This is a genomic window from Bradyrhizobium sp. STM 3562 (genome assembly GCF_045571435.1).
GTDB lineage: Bacteria > Pseudomonadota > Alphaproteobacteria > Rhizobiales > Xanthobacteraceae > Bradyrhizobium.
Genome location: NZ_CP120694.1, coordinates 4,670,084 through 4,688,674, shown reverse-complemented (window position 1 = coordinate 4,688,674; position 18,591 = coordinate 4,670,084). Strand labels below are relative to the sequence as shown.

At 63.1% G+C, this 18,591-nt stretch carries 16 protein-coding genes; 13 read left to right on the top strand and 3 right to left on the bottom strand.

Annotated features, from left to right (window positions below; translation table 11 throughout):
- Positions 1-67: 67 nt before the first annotated feature.
- Complete coding sequence (locus P6U23_RS21780; protein ID WP_407174647.1) at positions 68-1,429, bottom strand: sensor histidine kinase; 1,362 nt, start codon at positions 1,427-1,429, stop codon at positions 68-70.
- Entirely contained in the window at positions 1,426-2,100 is a 675-nt protein-coding gene (locus P6U23_RS21775; RefSeq protein ID WP_407174646.1) for a response regulator transcription factor, read from the bottom strand. Before P6U23_RS21775 ends, P6U23_RS21780 begins: the two co-directional genes overlap by 4 nt.
- Positions 2,101-2,317: 217 nt before the next feature.
- Here P6U23_RS21775 and P6U23_RS21770 point away from each other — a divergent pair, with 217 nt between their 5' ends.
- The 3 genes from P6U23_RS21770 to P6U23_RS21760 are packed head-to-tail and all read left to right on the top strand — an operon-like array spanning position 2,318 to position 4,784.
- The gene (locus tag P6U23_RS21770) at positions 2,318-2,644 is read left to right on the top strand and encodes an NIPSNAP family protein (RefSeq protein ID WP_407174645.1); all 327 of its coding nucleotides are present in this window, start codon (positions 2,318-2,320) and stop codon (positions 2,642-2,644) included.
- A 44-nt stretch (positions 2,645-2,688) separates the two neighbouring features.
- Positions 2,689-3,555: a 3-deoxy-8-phosphooctulonate synthase gene (kdsA, locus tag P6U23_RS21765; RefSeq protein WP_407174644.1), complete on the top strand. Its 867-nt coding sequence runs from the start codon at positions 2,689-2,691 to the stop codon at positions 3,553-3,555.
- The gene (locus P6U23_RS21760; protein ID WP_407174643.1) at positions 3,555-4,784 is read left to right on the top strand and encodes an MFS transporter; all 1,230 of its coding nucleotides are present in this window, start codon (positions 3,555-3,557) and stop codon (positions 4,782-4,784) included. The genes kdsA and P6U23_RS21760 overlap by 1 nt, the downstream gene beginning before the upstream one ends.
- 22 nt (positions 4,785-4,806) lie before the next feature.
- On the opposite strand, the gene queF is transcribed toward P6U23_RS21760, so the two are convergent.
- On the bottom strand, positions 4,807-5,283 hold the full coding sequence (gene queF, locus P6U23_RS21755; protein WP_407174642.1) for a preQ(1) synthase: 477 nt from the start codon (positions 5,281-5,283) through the stop codon (positions 4,807-4,809).
- A 109-nt stretch (positions 5,284-5,392) separates the two neighbouring features.
- Here queF and eno point away from each other — a divergent pair, with 109 nt between their 5' ends.
- From eno to P6U23_RS21705, 10 genes are all read left to right on the top strand, one after another.
- The gene (gene eno, locus P6U23_RS21750) at positions 5,393-6,676 is read left to right on the top strand and encodes a phosphopyruvate hydratase (protein WP_407174641.1); all 1,284 of its coding nucleotides are present in this window, start codon (positions 5,393-5,395) and stop codon (positions 6,674-6,676) included.
- A gap of 318 nt (positions 6,677-6,994) precedes the next feature.
- Positions 6,995-10,132, top strand: a complete 3,138-nt coding sequence (locus P6U23_RS21745) for a glycoside hydrolase family 113 (RefSeq protein WP_407174640.1) — start codon at positions 6,995-6,997, stop codon at positions 10,130-10,132.
- A gap of 109 nt (positions 10,133-10,241) precedes the next feature.
- The gene (locus P6U23_RS21740; protein ID WP_407174639.1) at positions 10,242-11,384 is read left to right on the top strand and encodes a zinc-binding dehydrogenase; all 1,143 of its coding nucleotides are present in this window, start codon (positions 10,242-10,244) and stop codon (positions 11,382-11,384) included.
- 247 nt (positions 11,385-11,631) lie between these two features.
- Complete coding sequence (locus P6U23_RS21735) at positions 11,632-12,183, top strand: NADPH-dependent FMN reductase (protein ID WP_407174638.1); 552 nt, start codon at positions 11,632-11,634, stop codon at positions 12,181-12,183.
- A 67-nt stretch (positions 12,184-12,250) separates the two neighbouring features.
- Positions 12,251-12,568: an FtsB family cell division protein gene (locus P6U23_RS21730; protein ID WP_407181539.1), complete on the top strand. Its 318-nt coding sequence runs from the start codon at positions 12,251-12,253 to the stop codon at positions 12,566-12,568.
- Positions 12,569-12,783: 215 nt separating this feature from the next.
- Entirely contained in the window at positions 12,784-13,749 is a 966-nt protein-coding gene (locus tag P6U23_RS21725; RefSeq protein ID WP_407174637.1) for a GAF domain-containing protein, read from the top strand.
- A 219-nt stretch (positions 13,750-13,968) separates the two neighbouring features.
- Positions 13,969-15,486 (top strand): aldehyde dehydrogenase, encoded by a 1,518-nt coding sequence (gene adh, locus P6U23_RS21720; protein ID WP_407174636.1) that lies wholly within the window; start codon positions 13,969-13,971, stop codon positions 15,484-15,486.
- Between the two features lie 344 nt (positions 15,487-15,830).
- On the top strand, positions 15,831-16,853 hold the full coding sequence (pdhA, locus tag P6U23_RS21715) for a pyruvate dehydrogenase (acetyl-transferring) E1 component subunit alpha (protein ID WP_024506981.1): 1,023 nt from the start codon (positions 15,831-15,833) through the stop codon (positions 16,851-16,853).
- A 32-nt stretch (positions 16,854-16,885) separates the two neighbouring features.
- Positions 16,886-18,277, top strand: a complete 1,392-nt coding sequence (locus P6U23_RS21710) for a pyruvate dehydrogenase complex E1 component subunit beta (protein WP_407174635.1) — start codon at positions 16,886-16,888, stop codon at positions 18,275-18,277.
- A gap of 8 nt (positions 18,278-18,285) precedes the next feature.
- Positions 18,286-18,591, top strand: coding sequence for a DUF5076 domain-containing protein (locus P6U23_RS21705; protein WP_407174634.1), 306 nt, complete (start codon positions 18,286-18,288; stop codon positions 18,589-18,591).

Here is an 18,591-nt window from a genome sequence, read left to right as displayed (position 1 = left end):
TCGAGTTGGCTCTTGCATGGAGGCGTGCTTGCTTTGCCGTGCACGCGGCCGAGCGGCGGTGAGCGACTTACCGCGCGGCTTGGATCGGCCGTAAGCTCAATCGGAAGCAGGCGCCCTTGGATGGCGCATCAAACACCGTGATGCTGCCGCCGTGCAGATGGGCGATTTCGCGCACCAGGTTCAGCCCCAGGCCGGCGCCGCGGTTCAGCGGGTGCAGACGATAGAAGGGTTCGAAAATCAGCGCGCGGTGCTCGGGCGGAATGCCGGTCCCCTGATCCGACACTTCGATGATCGCGGGCGGCGTCACGCAGATGCTGATCGTGCCCTGGCGGCCGCCGTGCTGGATCGCATTCTGCACCAGATTGATTACAGCCCGTTCCAGCGCGTTCGCATCACCGCAGCATTCGATGCGATCGGCCTCGGCGTTGAAAGCGAGCTCATATCCGCCTGCAATCGCGAGCGGCGCGAGGTCGGCAGCGACGCGTTGCGCGAGTGCCACCAGGTCGACTGGGGCGAACGAATTTCGGTTCTGCTCGAGGCGTTGAATGTCGAGCAACTGGTCCGCCAGAGTGGCAAGGCGCGCCACATCTTCCAGCAGCCGAGTTCGTTCCGAACTCGGCGGCATGGCCTCCAGCCGCGTGTTCAGGATGGCGATGGGGGTACGCAGCTCATGCGCGGCATCCGCGACGAAGCGCTGGTGACGCGCATAGCCGTCGTCGAGGCGGCTCAAAGCATCGTTGATGGTTGCTACCAATTGCACGATCTCGGCCGGTACATGCGTCAGCGCCAGCCGCACGCCGCGTTGGTGCGTATCGATCTGTCGGGCCTGATCCGCAACCAGGGAAAGCCCCGCAAGCGCACGGCGTACCACGATCGGCGTTGCTATGAAGGTTGCCAACGTCATCAGCAGAAAGCCGGGCAGGGCGAGACCGAGAAACACCAGGATGGTTGCCAGCAACGCCTTGCGTCCGGATAGGTCGCCCTGTGTCGCCGTCAAGATCTGCAAATTTCCGGCCGCGGTGTCGATGCGCTTCAGCCGCACCGGTGCCTTGCGCGGATCGTCGAAGAGCTGCCAGCCGAGGCGCGCCTGGCTGATGTGGTCGAGGGCGGCCCCGATCTGGGCCATGTCCGGCGGCACCGCGCCTTCCGATAGCGAACCGCCCTGGCTGTCCCTGACCAGAAGCCAGAGGTCGGGAATCTCGGATCGGAGTCGCTGTAGTTCGTCCGTGGGCTGCAGGACGAGCCTGCCTGAGCCATCGCGCGCCACGGCCCGCTGCACGATGTCGATGACGTGATCCTCGTCGCGCGGCGCAAGCAGAAAGCCGGCTTGCCACAACGTTCCGATCACAACGAGGAGCAGGAGCGCCAACAAGGCGGCCTGCAGGGGGACGAGCCCCAAGAGCAGCCGCGATCGGAGCGAGCGAGTCACGGTTGCCGTTTCAACAGGTATCCGACCCCGCGAATGCCGTGGATCTCAATCGCGGCATTGGCTTCAGCCAGCTTGCGCCTGAGACGCGAGACGTGCGTGTCAAGCGCGTTGGACTGGATCTCGTCGCTGAAGCCGTAGACGGCTTGTTCCAGCGTGGCGCGTAGAACGGTGCGGCCCATGCGCCGCAGCAGCGTCTCGAGCACGAGCAGTTCACGGCGCGGCAGCTCGAGGCGGACGCCCTGGATGCTGGCCTCGCGATGACCGAAGTCGAATGACAGCCGGCCGGCGCGGATCACATCCGCCTGCAGTCCGGCAGGCCGACGCAGCACGGCACGCAACCGGGCCAGCAACTCCTCGATCGCGAACGGCTTTGCCAGGTAATCGTCCGCGCCACGATCCAGGCCAGCAATCCGGTCGGCCAGTTCGCCGCGGGCCGTCAACACGATGATGGGGACGCCGTCCGCCCGCGCCCTGAGCTTGGGGATCAAGGCGAGGCCATCGCCGTCAGGAAGCTGGCGATCAAGCAGCACCGCGCCGTGCACCTCGCCGGAGACAGCCTCCTCCGCCTCGGCGAGCGTAGGGACGTGATCGACCACCATGTCGTAGTTCCTGAGCGCCGTGGCGAGCGCCGCAGCCATTTCCGGCTCATCTTCGACCAGCAGAATTCGCATCGCCTGGACCCACTTCTCACGAGCCATTTAGCACTAGCAACATTGCGGCAGCATTGCGTGGTATCGGGCTATCCAGGACATCGGGCCGCAGGGCGAGCTTCTCCCGAGGGGAGGCGAGCCAGCTATGCAACCCGCGCTGCGTCGTAGGGCCGGATTGGCTCAAGACAGGGCCCAATTCAATCGCTATAAACGCGCGCTCAAAAAGGGGAGCGAAACCATGATCTACGAAATGCGTGTCTATCGTTGCCTGCCCGGCCGGCTGCCGGCGCTGCTCAAGCGCTTCGAGACGATCACGCTCAAGCTATGGGAGAAGCACGGCATCAAGCAGGCCGGCTTTTTTACGACGCTGATCGGGGAATCGAACCAGGAACTGACTTATCTATTGGCCTGGGAATCTCTGGCGGAGCGCGACAAGAAATGGACCGCATTCCAGACCGATCCGGAATGGATCGAGGCACGCGCCAAGACCGAAGCCGATGGCCAGATCGTGGGCAACATCGTGAACCAGCTCTTGGTGCCGACCGCATTCTCCGCGGTGAAGTAACAGCGCAGGTGATCGGCCGCAGGGCCTGATTAAGGATCGATATCTTGGACGTCAAACATTCGGCAGCACCGGTCGTCACGGTTGGCTCGGTCAAATTCGGCAATGCCCTGCCGCTCTCGGTCATTGCCGGCCCCTGCCAGCTCGAAAGCCGTGCGCATGCCCTGGAAGTGGCGTCCGCGCTGAAGGAGATCGCCGCCCGGCTCGGAATCGGCCTCGTCTACAAGACCTCGTTCGACAAGGCCAACCGCACCAGTGCCTCCGCCGCCCGTGGCATCGGGCTGACACAGGCGCTGCCGATCTTCGCCGAAATCCGCGCCTCGCTCGGCTTGCCCGTGCTCACGGACGTGCACGAGGCGGCCCAATGCGCGGAAGTGGCCGAAGCGGTCGACGTCCTGCAGATCCCAGCCTTTCTGTGCCGGCAGACCGACCTCCTGCTCGCGGCGGCTGCGACCGGAAAGGTCGTCAACGTCAAGAAGGGCCAGTTCCTTGCGCCCTGGGACATGGCCAATGTGGTCGCGAAGATCACGGGCGCCGGCAATACGGACGTGCTGGTGACCGAGCGCGGCGCCTCCTTCGGCTACAACACGCTCATCTCCGATATGCGCGCGCTGCCGATCATGGCGCGCACCACCGGCGCGCCCGTCATCTTCGATGCCACCCATTCGGTGCAGCAACCGGGCGGGAAGGGGACCTCATCGGGTGGCGAGCGTGAATTCGTGCCGGTGCTGGCGCGGGCCGCGGTGGCGGTCGGCGTCGCCGGCGTCTTCATCGAGACCCATCCCGACCCCGACCACGCGCCCTCCGATGGTCCCAACATGGTGCCGCTCAACGCGTTCGAAGGCCTGTTGCGGCGCCTGATGGGTTTCGATGCGCTGGCCAAGGCCAAGCCAGAGCGAAGCAAGCCAGCGTAATGCATCAGACCGTCCAGCGGACACCGCACGATCAAGGCCTGCCGGCGGCAATCAACATCATCGCCCTGACCAGCTTTGCGGCAAGCCTCTCGGCGCGCGCGCTCGATCCGGTGCTGCCGCATGTCGCGGACGAGTTTTCGATCAGCATCGCGACTGCAGCAAGCTTTGCCTCCGCCTTCGCACTCACCTATGCGCTGGTGCAGCCCGTGCTCGGGGCGGCCGCCGACCTGTTCGGCAAAGCGCGGCTGATGATCGGCTGCCTGGCGCTGCTGGGCGTGGCCAGCATATTGGGCGCGCTATCGAATTCGTTTCTGCTGTTTTTCGCCACGCGCATTCTCGCCGGCATCGGCTCAGGCGGCGTGTTTCCGGTGGCGCTCGGCCTGACCAGCGACCTTGTCGCGCCGGACAAGCGGCAGGTCGCGATCGGACGCACGCTTGCAGGGTCGATGACCGGCAATCTGCTGGGAGCCTCCGTCTCGGGCCTGATCGGCGATTTCCTGGGTTGGCGCGGCGTGCTTGCCGTGCTTGGCGCGCTCGTCCTGCTTGCATCGATGGTGGTCGCCGCCGGCTTTCGCGGCGCCGCGTTGACCCATCCGCCCAAGACCAATCTCTCATCGCTCAAACAGGGCTATCGCACCATCTTCAGCAATCCGAACGCGCGGATCTGTTTTTCGGCCGTCTTCATCGAGGGCTGTTGCGTGTTGGGGCTGTTTCCGTTCATCGCCGCGTTTTTGATGGATCTCGGCGTGACCTCGCTGTCCATCGCCGGGATCGTGATCGCGGGATTCGCGGTCGGCGGGCTGTTTTATACGCTGACCGTGTCGCACTTCCTGCCGAGGCTTGGCGTGAAGGGGATGATGATCGCGGGTGCGAGCCTCGTGGCCTTGCAGCTCGTCGCGCTCGCCTTTGGGCCGGGGTGGAAAATCCAGTTCCTCAACCTGCTGGCGATGGGTTGGGGCTTTTACATGATCCACGGCTGCCTGCAGGTGTTCGCCAGCGAGCTCTCGGTCGAAGCCCGCGCCACCGCAATGGCGCTGCATTCGTTCTTCTTTTTCATGGGGCAAACCGCCGGGCCGATCGCCTATGGCTTCGGCCTGCAGCACGCCGGTAAGCTGCCGGTGCTGTCGACGGCGGCCGCTATCATGGTCGTGCTCGGCTTGATTTGCGCGCGACTCCTGCGGCCCCGTACGCCGGCAGATGCTGCCGGCAGACCCGACGTCAGGCCCTAACGCTCAACTCATCCGCTGCGCCTCAACCCCGCCCGCGATAGGGCGCGACGCCCTGATCCGGAACCCAGAGTCCCCTTGGCAGTTTGCCGGCCTGCCAGAACACGTCGATCGGGATGCCACCGCGCGGATACCAGTAACCGCCGATGCGCAGCCATTTCGGCTTGATTTCGGCTGATATCCGCTTTCCGATCATGACCGTGCAATCTTCGTGGAAAGCGCCATGATTACGGAAGCTTGCGACATAAAGCTTCAGTGATTTCGATTCCAGGAGCCATTGGCCAGGCGCGTAATCGATCACGAGATGCGCGAAGTCCGGCTGGCCCGTGACCGGGCAGATCGAGGTGAACTCCGGCACGGTGAAACGCACCAGGTAATCGGTGTCGCTTTGCGGATTGGGTACGCGGTCGAGCTTGGCCTCCTCCGGAGAGTGGGGCCATTCCACGGCGCGGCCAAGCTGCAGGCCGGCGAAATTTGCCGGTTTGTTGGGCTTTTTGGACATGGGCCCCTCTTAACCAATCCGCTCCGCCACGTCACGCGACCTTTTCCGCTCCGATGCGTTGCGCTAGAAGCTCGCCAATCCCAAGGTCCAGCATCCAAACGAGGCAATCATGACCGCTATCGTCGACATCATCGGCCGCGAAATTCTCGACAGCCGCGGCAATCCCACCGTCGAAGTGGACGTGGTGCTGGAGGACGGCTCGCTCGGGCGCGCCGCCGTGCCGTCGGGGGCCTCCACCGGCGCGCATGAGGCGGTGGAGTTGCGGGACGGCGACAAGGCGCGCTACCTCGGCAAGGGCGTGCAGAAGGCGGTCGCCGCCGTCAATGGCGAGATCTTCGAGGCGCTCGCCGATATGGAGGTCGAGCAGCAGGTTCTGATCGACCAGACCATGATCGATCTGGACGGCACGCCGAACAAGAGCAGGCTGGGTGCCAATGCGATCCTCGGCGTCTCGCTCGCCTGCGCCAAGGCCGCGGCGGCATCCTTCGACATGCCGCTCTACCGCTATGTCGGCGGCACCTCGGCGCGGACTTTGCCGGTGCCGATGATGAACATCGTCAATGGCGGCGTGCATGCTGACAACCCGATCGACTTCCAGGAGTTCATGATCATGCCGGTGGGCGCAGCGACCTTCGCCGACGCGCTGCGCTGCGGCTCGGAAATCTTCCATACGCTGCGCGGGGAGCTGAAGAAGGCCGGCCACAACACCAATGTTGGCGACGAGGGCGGCTTCGCGCCCAACCTGCCGTCGGCGGATGCCGCGCTCGAGTTCGTGATGAGCGCGATCGGCAAGGCCGGCTACAAGGCGGGCCAGGACGTGATGCTGGCGCTGGACTGCGCGGCCACCGAGTTCTTCAAGGACGGCAATTATGTCTATGGCGGCGAGAACAAGACCCGCTCGCGCTCCGAGCAGGCCAAGTATCTCGCCGATCTCGTCTCGCGCTATCCGATCGTCTCGATCGAGGACGGCATGTCGGAAGACGACATGGAGGGCTGGAAGGAACTGACCGACATGATCGGCGGCAAGTGCCAGCTTGTCGGCGACGATCTGTTTGTCACGAATGTGAACCGCCTCGCTGACGGCATCAAAAACGGCCGCGCCAATTCCATCCTGATCAAGGTCAACCAGATCGGCACGTTGACCGAAACACTCGCCGCCGTCGAATTGGCATTCAAGGCCGGCTACACCGCTGTGATGTCGCATCGCTCCGGCGAAACCGAAGACTCGACCATCGCCGATCTCGCCGTCGCCACCAATTGCGGTCAGATCAAGACCGGCTCACTTGCGCGCTCCGATCGCACGTCGAAATACAATCAGTTGCTGCGCATTGAGCAGGAATTGGGCAAGCAGGCGAAGTACGCCGGCAAGGCGGCGCTGCGCGCGCTCGCGTAAAAGATGTAAAACAAAATAGAAACCATCGGCGCATCGTTTTGTTTGAAGACGAAACGACGGGGTTTACCGGATGGCGACCGCCTCTCCGATGCCGTAGATCCAATGCGCTGATCGAACCTGCAGTTCCGTACGCGGAACTGCAAAGAGATTGGGCACGCTTGGAATCGAAAGGAGGGTCGTGCTCTTGCGATCCACCGCTTTTCGAAATTCGCGCGGAACCCAGTCTCTTTAAGGTGAACGTAACGCTTCGCGGTAACCGTCAGAGAAACGACAACGAGGGAGCTTAGGCTTCGTCGGGGCCAAGGACGGAATCCTCGCGTGGCAAATCTCTTCGACGTTCAAGGCTTCGGTGCATTGTCCGAGTGGAACGGACAATTCTCCAGCGCTTCAGCCAATCAGGCCTTTCAGACCATCGCATCGCTCGGCTCGAACTCGGTCGAGCTGACCGTCCGCATCTGGACGGACAGCCACACCAGCAACGATGTGTTTGCCCAGCCCCAAAAGACGGAAAGCGATGCAAGCCTGCTGGCAGGCTTTCAGGCCGCCGAAGCCGCGGGGCTGTCAGTCGTGTTCAAGGCGGCGATTTCGCCGCTGGACGGATCGTCGACCTACAGCCTCGCGCCGTCGGATGTTGCGACCTTCTTTGCCAACTACAAGGCGGAAATCGTCCATCTTGCCACTATTGCCCAGGAGGGCGGCGTCGCGACCTTTGCGATCGGCAACGAGATGGGGAGCCTGACGGGCGCGCAATATCGCTCTTATTGGACCGACATCATTGCCGCGGTCCGCCAAGTGTATCACGGAGAAATTACCTACGCCGCGGCGACCGACGAGGCGTCGCACGTCTCGTTCTGGGATCAGGTCGACACCATCGGTGTGAACACATATCCGCCGCTGACCTCGAGCGAGACACCGACAGTTCAGGATCTCATCCATGCCTGGACCGAGGTTCCCTACAATCCCTATTACGCGGCCGCGTTCGAATACAAGTCGCCGGTCGATTTTCTGCACTCGCTCTCCGAACAGTACAACAAGCCGGTGCTGATGACGGAGATGGGTTATCGCAGCATCGAGGGCACCGCGATTTCGCCGTCGTCGCTGAGCACCAACGTCACGGCCGACGCGAACGCGCAGGCGGATGCCTACAACGCGTTCTTCCAGGTCTGGGCCACTCATGGCGGGAGCTGGCTGAAGGGCGTCGAGCTCTGGCAGTGGGATCTCAATAATCAGTACAACACCACCGGCTTCTCGCCGATGGGCAAGCCCGCCGAGACCTTGGTCTCGCAATATTTCCATGACCAGGGCTCTATCCCGAGCCTGACGGTCAACGCGACGCCGATTGCCGGTACCATCGATGTCGGCGACAGCAACAATGTGATCAACGCCAATCTGGGCGACAAGGTCATCCACGTCGGAGACGGCGACAACACCATCCACGCCGGGCCGACGACGTTGGCTCCGCTGCAGACCACGACGATCACGCTGACCGGCTGGGGCTCGGTGGTGAACGGCGTCGGCGCGCAGGCGCAAATTCTCGTCAACGGGCAGCCGGTGTCCGGCGTTTTCGAATTCACGCCCGCTACCGATCCGTCGGGCTACCAGACGTATACCGTCACCTTCGACAATTCCACGGTCGGCGCGGTCAACAGCGTCGATATCGCGTTGCTGAATGCTACGTCGGGGCGCGCGCTGCATGTGAAGGATTTCTCCATCAATGGCGTCGCCCTGAGCCCAAGCGATGCCACCAATGCGAGCAGTCCCGGCACCTTCGACCTCTACGTCCGCACCATCCATTTCGACACCACGAGCCATCAGGACTGGTTTGTCGGCGATGCGACCGCCAACGATACGGTCTACGGCGGGGCGGGAAATGACGTGGTCTATGTCGGCGCCGGCAACGACACGATCGATGGCGGCGGCGGGACCAATACGGCTGTTTTCCAAGGGAATCTCGGCGATTACAGCATCAGCTTTGCCGGCAATGAGACGATCGTCACAGACAACGCCTCCGGCGTCGTCGATCATCTGACGAACATCCAGTCCCTGCAGTTTGCCGATACCGCCGTCAACGTCGGCAATCTGGCAACGACAACCGATCCCGGCGACTCCGTCCAGATCGCGGCCACCGCAGGAGGCACGACGACGGAGACCATTCGCCATACGGACGGCTCACGCGATCTCTACGTCTCCGACATCACCGGCAAAGCTTACGTTGCCGAGCACGATACGATCAGCGCCGGCGGCGCGACCACGTTGATCGAGCGCTTCTTCGGCAACGACCAGTTGGCGTTCAAGCAGGTCGTCAACAGCGATGGTTCGGTCAGCACCGATAGCTACGATGATGCGGGTCATCTGCTGCAATTCGCCATCCGCCACGCCGACGGCTCCTACGATCAATTCAATTTCAACACCAGCGGCGCGCTCACAGGCGAGACCGAGCGTGCCTCGGACGGCTCCCGGCAGATCGATACCTACGGCATCGCCGGCCAGGACTACACCTCACAGCATGTCGCGACCGATGCGTCCGGCCACAGCACGCTGGTCGAGCAGTATCGTAGCGATGGCTCGCTGCTTGACAAGCAGACCGTCGATGCAAGCGGCGTCAAGACGCTGGATCAATATGACGCTTCCGGCCACCTCACGCAGGAAACCGTCGCGCAAGCGGACGGCTCGGTCGTGCAGTCCACTTACGCATCGGACGGCACGCTGACCGGCGAAACCCAGCGGCATGCTGATGGCTCGCGCGACATTTACACCTACGGAATTGTCGGCAAGGACTACACGTCGCAGCACGTGTTCAACGATGCTTCGGGCCACAGCCTGCTAATCGAGCAGTATCGCGGCGACGGCTCGCTGCTTGACAAGCAGACGGTCGATGCGAGCGGTATCACGACGTCGGATCAGTATGACGGCCCCGGGCAACTGACGCAGCAAACCATCACGCAAACCGATGGCACCTTCGTGCAGTCGAACTATGCGGCAGACGGCAGCCTTGCCGAGCAGACGAGCCGACATCTCGATGGCAGCCGCACGGTGGACACTTACGGTATCACGGGACAAGCCTATTCGGCGCGGCACGATGTCATTGATCCGTCGGGACACACGGTCGCGACCACGTTCGACAACAAGGACGGTTCGCACACCATGACGGCCTACACGCCGGGCGTCACGCTGACATCGACGGCGGGCAATGATGTGATGAACAGCGCAAGCGGCGATAATTTCGTCTTCACCCAGACCCAGCCGGCCGCACATGACGTCATCAACAATTTCAAGGTCGGCGATGCTCTGGGGCACGACGTTCTCGAAATATCGTCGACGACGGCGAGCGATTTCGCGCATCTTTCCGTAGAGGTCGTCGGGCACGACACCGTCATCGACCTCGGCCACGGCGCGTCCGTGACGCTCGCCGGGGTTACGGCGCCGCTCACCGCGCATGACGTGCTGATCGTCTGATTCCGCGGTCACCGCTACGGCCGGGACTGGGACGCGCCACTTGCCCCCTTGCTGGCGGTTGCCTTCAAACTTAATTGAAGGCGACCAAACATGAAGCAGGGAGGATTCGATGGCGTCCGAAGGTGAGACCGGGCTGCAGCTACGCTCGTTGATCAAGAGCTCCGGCGAACTCGAGATTTCGTTGGCCGAAGTGCCGACTCCCGACCCCGGTCCGGACGAAGTCGTCGTCCGCATCGAGGCAACGCCGATCAACCCCTCCGACATCGGGCTTCTGATCGGCGCCGCCGACCTTACGACAGCAAAGACGTCCGGCGGCAAGGAGCGGCCGGCGATCACGGCAAAAGTCCCGCAAGCGGCTATGACGGCAATGGCGGCGCGGCTCGATCAATCCATGCCGGTCGGCAATGAGGGCGCCGGCGTCGTGATCAGGACCGGCTCGTCGGATGCGGCGAAAGCGCTGATGGGCAAGACCGTATCGATGATCGGCGGCGCCATGTATGCACAATATCGCTGCATCAAGGTCAGCGACTGCATGGCCTTGCCGGCCGGGACGACGGCGGCCGAAGGTGCATCCTGGTTCGTCAATCCGTTCACCGCGCTCGGCATGACCGAGACCATGCGGCGGGAAGGGCACAAGGCGCTGGTGCACACCGCGGCCGCCTCCAATCTCGGGCAGATGCTCAACAAGATTTGCCTCAAGGACGGCATTCCCCTGGTCAACATCGTGCGCAAGCCGGAACAGGCGGAGATTTTGCGCAAGATCGGCGCAAAATATGTGGTGGACTCATCCTCGCCGAGCTTCGTGGATGATTTGACCAACGCCCTGCATGTAACAGGAGCGACGCTCGCCTTCGACGCGATCGGCGGCGGCAAGCTCGCCGGCCAAATCCTCAACTGCATGGAAGCTGCCATCAACCGGGACGCCAAAGCCTACAGCCGCTACGGCTCGAACGTGCACAAGCAGGTCTATGTCTATGGCAGCCTCGATCCCGGGCCGATCGAATTGCATCGCGGCTTTGGCATGGCCTGGGGCGTCGGCGGCTGGCTGCTGTTTCCCTTCCTGATGAAAATCGGGCCGGATGGAATACAGAAGCTGCGCGGGCGCGTGGCGAGCGAGCTCAAGACCACCTTCGCCAGCCATTACACCAAGACCGTGTCATTGTCCGAGGCGCTCGACCTGTCCAATGTCGATCTTTACGCCAAGCGCGCCACCGGCGAGAAATTCCTGATCAATCCGCACAAGGCCGGATGAATGGCGTCCTGGCGGTGTGGTGGGACAAGGACGCCAGGACATACGTCGTTTGTCGATCTGATCCTCACCGCGGTTTGCGGATCTGGGCGGGCTGCCTTCCCGAGGCGGCCCGCTTCTCGTTACAACGGCGCAGTTTTGCAAACGCTGCGTTTCTGAAATTGCTCGGTCCATGCACTTGCATGTTCCTGATCGGCCGGTTTAAGTGCGCGGCCCAGCCGGTTCCTCAACCTCCGAGAAGGAAATTTCTATGGCCCACCAGATCGTCGCCCTCGTCGGCAGCCTGCGCAAAGAGAGCTTTTCGCTGAAGATCGCCAATGCCTTGGCGAAGCTCGCCCCCGCAACGCTCAAGCTCGAGGTGATCACGCCGGCCGGCATCTCCTTCTTCAACCAGGATCTCGAGGCGAATCCGCCGGCCGATTGGCTCGCCTTCCGCGAAAAGCTGCAGAAGTCGAATGGCGTGCTGTTCGTGACGCCGGAATATAATCGTTCGATCCCGGGCGTTCTGAAGAACGCGATCGATGTCGGATCGCGTCCCTATGGTAAAAGCTCGTTCAATGGTAAGCCGACCGGCATCATCTCCAGCTCGCCCGGACCGCTTGGCGGCGTCAGCGCGGCCAAGCATTTGCAGAACATCCTGCCGGGCATCTCGGGGCCGATCCTGCAACAGCCGGAAATCTATCTGAACGGCGTGGGCGATGCCTTCGACGAGAAGGGCGAACTGGTGAAGGAGTCGCTGAAGACGGTGCTGCAGCAATATATCGCCGCGTTCGCGGCCCACGTCGAGAAGCACAACAAGTAAGAGGTGCCCGACAAGCGCGGCGGTATCCTTAGCGGTCCGTTAACCGGACCGCCGCATGCTGTCGCGCATGGTCTCCCGCGCACGCCTCAAATCCTTCCTGACCGGTCTTGCCCTCTACACCATGGCCGCTGCCATGATCGGCTATTTCTGGGTCAACGCCTATACCGGTCGTTACGGCCTCAATGCGCGACAGGAACTCGACCAGGAGATCATCGCGCTGACGTCGGAGCTTGCGCGATTGAAGCAGGAGCGGGCGGAGGGCGAGAAGCGCGTCTCGTTGTTGCGCTCGGACCGGGTCGATCCGGACATGCTGGACGAGCGCGCCCGCTACCAGCTTGACTATGTCAATCCGCATGATCTGGTGCGGACGAACCATCCGAAGTAAACTGGCGAGCACCTCCAGCGGCAAACGGCAAGGCCGTTTGCGCGGGGATGTCGGGTCAGGATGCGTGCCTGCTCATTCGGACTCGATTTCCGGCAGGCTGTGATAGATTTGGATTTGTCCGTCGGTACCGAATTTGACCCAGATCAAATGGTGCCGCGCGGGGCTGCCCTAGCAATTGTCTTTCGAAGGAGCTCTTGGGAGGAACGCCAAACGCGATGAAAGAGCGCCAGCTTGCGCATCACGCGGCGTTGGTCGAGGCTGCGATCGCATCAGGCCATGCAGCCAAATCTGCCGTGGTGGCATCATGGTGCCGTTCGTCCCGATTCCATCAGCTCGATCCCGCCGGCAGCCGGCCACCGCTGAGACTGACCGAAGCCGAACTCGGTCGGGCGCGGGAGAAAGCCGCCCCACTGTTGCAAGCAGCCCGGCCGGTCATGGATCGGCTTTACCAGGCGGTCGGCGCGGCGGGATGCTGCGTTCTGCTCGCGGCACAGGATGGTGTGCCCGTCGAGCGCCGCGGCTCTCCGGCCGACGACGCCACCTTCGAGTCCTGGGGCCTGTGGACCGGCGCGATCTGGAGCGAGGAGCACGAAGGCACCAACGGCATCGGCACCTGTCTGGTCGAAAGGCGGCCGCTGACGATCGATCGCGACCAGCATTTCTTCACCCGCAACACGCTGCTGAGCTGCACGGCCGCACCGATCTACGATCAGGACGCGAAGCTCGCCGGCGTGCTCGATGTCTCCTCCTGCCGCGCCGACCGCACCGAGGCATTCACAGATCTGATCACGCTTGCGGTTGGAGAAGCGGCGCGCCGCATTGAAGCCGATATGTTCAGGGCAGCCTTCCCGAAGGCGAGAATTGTGCTGGTGCCCGCATTCGATGGTCATGGCGGAGGACTGCTTGCGGTCGATGCCGACGATCTCGTGATAGGCGCCACGCGCTCGGCGCGTGCCGCATTGGGTGTTGCGCCCGACCGCGCGTTTCAGCCGATCCCGGCGGCCGATCTCCTGGGCGGCGTGGGCGCGGGGCTTGAGCAATTCAGCGATAGCGAGCGCGGTGTATTGCAACGCGCGTTGCTGCGGGCCCGCGGCAATGTTTCGGCCGCGGCCAAGGCGCTCGGCGTCAGCCGCGCAACGCTCCACCGCAAGCTGAAGCGGTTCGGCCTCAAGCCAGATTGAGCGGCCTCAGGCTTTCCCGACATACTCCGCGAAAACGCGGGGTCCAGTAGCCCGCGCTTTCTCCTCCGATGGATGAGCGCGCGCGAAACTGTCGCAAATCTGCGACAGTTTCAGCCGTCGGCCGTTGCACCCGGGCTGACATTTACGGCCTCCCGCGAGACCATTCGCCACGTCGCAAGGCGACGAACGATGCAACAAAACAGCGGGAGTAGACACGCCATGAACAAGCCGGAATTTCTGACGACGACCACGGCGCCCTTCGCTGAGCGCTACGACAATTTCATCGGCGGCAAATGGGTCGCGCCGCATTCGGGCAAATATTTCGACAACATCTCGCCGGTGACCGGCCATGTCGTCTGCAGGATCGCGCGCTCGGATGCGCAGGACGTCGAGGCCGCACTCGATGCGGCCCATGCGGCGAAGGACGCCTGGAGCAAGACCAGCGTCGTCGAGCGCGCCATCATTCTCAACCGCATCGCCGACCGCATGGAGGCCAATCTCGAGCGCCTTGCGGTGGCCGAGACCTGGGATAACGGCAAGCCGATCCGCGAGACCCGCGCCGCCGACCTGCCGCTGGCCATCGACCACTTCCGCTACTTTGCCGGCGTGGTGCGCGGGCAAGAGGGCACTCTGGCCGAGATTGATCAGGACACCGTGGCCTATCACTTCCACGAGCCGCTGGGTGTGGTCGGCCAGATCATCCCCTGGAACTTCCCGCTGCTGATGGCGTGCTGGAAACTCGCGCCGGCGCTCGCGGCCGGCAATTGCGTCGTGCTCAAGCCCGCCGAACAGACGCCGGCATCGATCATGGTCTGGATCGAGCTCGTCGCCGATCTCTTGCCGCCCGGCGTCATCAACATCGTCAACGGCTTCGGCCTGGAAGCCGGCAAACCGCTCGCCTCGAGCCCGCGCATCGCCAAGATCGCGTTCACCGGCGAGACCACCACGGGGCGGCTGATCATGCAGTATGCCAGTCAGAACCTGATCCCGGTGACGCTCGAACTCGGCGGCAAATCGCCCAACATCTTCTTCAAGGACGTCGCCGCCGAGTACGACGACTTCTTCGACAAGGCGATCGAAGGCTTTGTGATGTTCGCGCTCAACCAGGGCGAAGTCTGCACCTGCCCAAGCCGGGCGCTGGTGCACGAAGACATCTTCGACAAGTTCATGGAGCGGGCGCTCGGCCGCGTCGCGGCGATCAAGCAGGACGATCCGCGCAATCCAGCGACCATGATCGGGGCGCAGGCCTCCAACGAGCAGCTCGAAAAGATCCTCTCCTACATCGACATCGGTCGACAGGAGGGGGCGAAGCTGCTGGCCGGCGGCAAGCGCGCACAGCTCGGCGGCGATCTCGCCGGCGGCTTTTATGTCCAGCCCACGGTGTTCCAGGGCAATAACCGGATGCGCATCTTCCAGGAAGAGATCTTTGGGCCGGTGGTTTCGGTTACGACGTTCAAGACGGACGAGGAGGCGCTTTCGATCGCCAACGACACGCTCTACGGCTTGGGCGCTGGCGTCTGGAGCCGCGATGCCAATCGCTGCTACCGCTTCGGTCGCGCGATCCAGGCGGGGCGAGTCTGGACGAACTGCTACCACGCCTATCCGGCGCATGCAGCCTTCGGCGGCTACAAGCAGTCGGGCATCGGACGCGAGACGCACAAGATGATGCTCGATCACTATCAGCAGACCAAGAACCTCCTGGTCAGCTACAGCCCGAAGAAGCTGGGCTTCTTCTAAGACCCCATTGCTTCATCCCCGGAGTTTTCTCCCCAGACTTGAGTCCGGCGGTACGGCGCGAGAGCGCGGTACCGCCGGCTTTTTCTCTTTGTTGACCATGCGCTCCAAATCGCGCGGCGGTGGCTCGCCTGAGAGCAGGGCCGGAGCAAGCGCGTCACGGCTTTGCGATCTGCCGCCCTTCTGAGCAATTGAATATCGCAAGCGGGCGGGAGTCTTTTCAAAACTTTCATCTGCGCTGCACTGCGGCATAGCAAAACTTTTGCCGCAGCACGGCAATCCTTCCACGCCGGTTTGAGTTGGGTTAGAGAGGGCGCATCCATTCTCCCCCTGAAGCCGGAATCGCCATGGCCGCACCCAAGAAAAGCGCTGCAAAAGAACTGAACGCGGAAAAAGGAGAGGGCGCGGTCGCGGAGTTCACAAAAGAACAGGAACTGAGGGCGCTGCGGGACATGCTCCTGATCCGGCGCTTTGAGGAAAAGGCCGGCCAGCTCTACGGCATGGGTGCGATCGGTGGCTTCTGCCACCTCTACATCGGCCAGGAAGCCGTCGTGGTCGGGATGCAGATGGCCCTGAAGCTGGGCGATGAGGTCATCACCGGATACCGGGACCATGGACACATGCTCGCCTGCGGCATGGACCCCAAGGGCGTCATGGCTGAGCTGACGGGACGCCGTGGCGGCTATTCCAAGGGCAAAGGCGGGTCCATGCACATGTTCAGCATGGAGAAGAACTTCTTCGGCGGCCATGGCATCGTCGGCGCTCAGGTGTCACTCGGCACCGGGCTCGCTTTTGCGAATCGCTATCGCGGCAACGACTTCGTGAGCATCACTTATTTCGGCGACGGCGCGGCCAACCAAGGCCAGGTCTACGAAAGCTTCAACATGGCGGAGCTTTGGAAACTGCCGGTTGTCTATGTCATCGAGAACAATCGTTACGCTATGGGCACCTCGGTGACGCGGGCCTCCGCGCAATCCGATTTCTCCAAGCGCGGCGCCTCCTTCAATATCCCGGGCGAGCAGGTGGACGGCATGGACGTCCGCGCGGTCAAGGCCGCCGGCGACAAGGCGATCGCCTGGTGCCGCGCCGGCAAGGGGCCCTACATCCTCGAGATGCAGACCTACCGTTATCGTGGCCACTCGATGTCCGATCCCGCCAAATATCGAACGCGCGAGGAGGTCGAGAAAGTCCGCCACGAGCACGATCCGATCGAGCAGGTCCGCAACCGTCTGTTGGCGGCGAAGGTCAGCGAGGACGAGCTGAAGGCAATCGACGCCGAGGTTCGTGAGATCGTCAACGCAGCGGCCGACTTCGCCCAGCACGATCCCGAGCCCGATGCATCCGAGCTTTACACCGACGTCTATCGCTGATTAAGCGCACGCGAAGCCCATCCGGAGTTACCATGCCCATTCAAGTGCTGATGCCTGCGCTGTCGCCCACCATGGAAAAGGGCAACCTCGCCAAATGGCTGAAAAAGGAAGGCGAGCCGATCAAGTCCGGTGACGTCATCGCCGAGATCGAGACCGACAAAGCGACGATGGAAGTCGAGGCGACCGATGAGGGCACGCTCGGCAAGATCCTGATCCCGGAAGGTACCGCGGACGTCGCGGTCAACACGCCGATCGCCACCATCCTCGCCGACGGCGAAAGCGCCGCGGACCTCGCCAAGGCGGCGCCACCCGCAAAGCAGCAGAAGGCCGCGGAATCCGCGCCGCCTGCCGAGGCCAAGAAGGAGGCGCCTGTCTCGCCCGCAGCTCCGGCCGCACCTCAGGCCGTTGCCGTCCCCGAACCGGAAGTGCCCGCCGGCACCGAAATGGTCACGATGACCATCCGCGAGGCGCTGCGCGATGCCATGGCCGAAGAGATGCGGCGCGATCCTGACGTATTCATCATAGGCGAAGAGGTCGCGGAATATCAGGGCGCCTACAAGGTGACGCAGGGGTTGCTGCAGGAGTTCGGCGCGCGGCGCGTGATCGACACGCCGATCACCGAGCACGGGTTCGCGGGCGTCGGCATTGGTGCGGCGATGGCCGGCCTGAAGCCGATCGTCGAGTTCATGACCTTCAACTTCGCCATGCAGGCGATGGATCAGCTCATCAACTCGGCCGCCAAGACGCTCTATATGTCCGGCGGACAGATGGGCTGCTCGATCGTGTTCCGCGGGCCGAACGGCGCCGCCGCCCGCGTCGCCGCCCAGCACAGCCAGGATTATTCCGCCTGGTATTCGCAGATTCCGGGCCTGAAGGTGATCGCGCCGTTCTCTGCCGCCGATTACAAGGGCCTTCTGAAAGCCGCGATCCGCGATCCCAATCCGGTGGTCTTCCTCGAGAACGAAGTGCTCTACGGCCATTCCGGCGAGGTACCGAAGCTCGACGACTACGTCGTTCCGATCGGCAAGGCGCGCGTCGCGCGACAGGGCAGCCACGTCACCATCATCTCCTGGTCGATGGGCATGACCTACGCGCTGAAGGCGGCCGAGGAACTCGCCAAGGAAGGGATAGAGGCCGAAGTCGTGGACGTGCGCACGCTGCGCCCGCTGGATACCGAGACCATCGTCGAGTCCGTGAAGAAGACCGGGCGCGCGGTCACGGTGGAAGAGGGCTGGCAGCAGAACGGCGTCGGCGCCGAGATCGCCGCACGCATCATGGAGCACGCTTTCGATTATCTGGATGCGCCGGTGCTGCGCGTCTCCGGCAAGGACGTGCCGATGCCCTATGCGGCTAATCTTGAAAAGCTCGCGCTGCCTTCGGCCGCAGAGGTGGTTCAGGCCGCCAAAGCCGTCTGTTATCGGTGAGCCGCGCCATGCCCGGCCCCAAGGAGCAGCCCCTACCTCCAGACGTCATCGGCCGTGAGGACGCCACCGAGGTGTTGCGCGCCTTCGTGCTCGACGGCGGCCTCTCCATCGCCTTCACCCGCGCTTTCGAGGAGCCGGACATGTGGGGCCTCCTGCTCGTCGACATCGCCCGCCACGCAGCGCGCGCCTATGCGCGCGAGAGCGACTATAGCGAGGAGGAAGCGCTTGGCCGTATCCTCGACATGTTCGAGGCTGAGCTCGAACGTCCCACGGATGTCGGCACGACCACACCTCGCTCGTCAAAGGGGCACTGA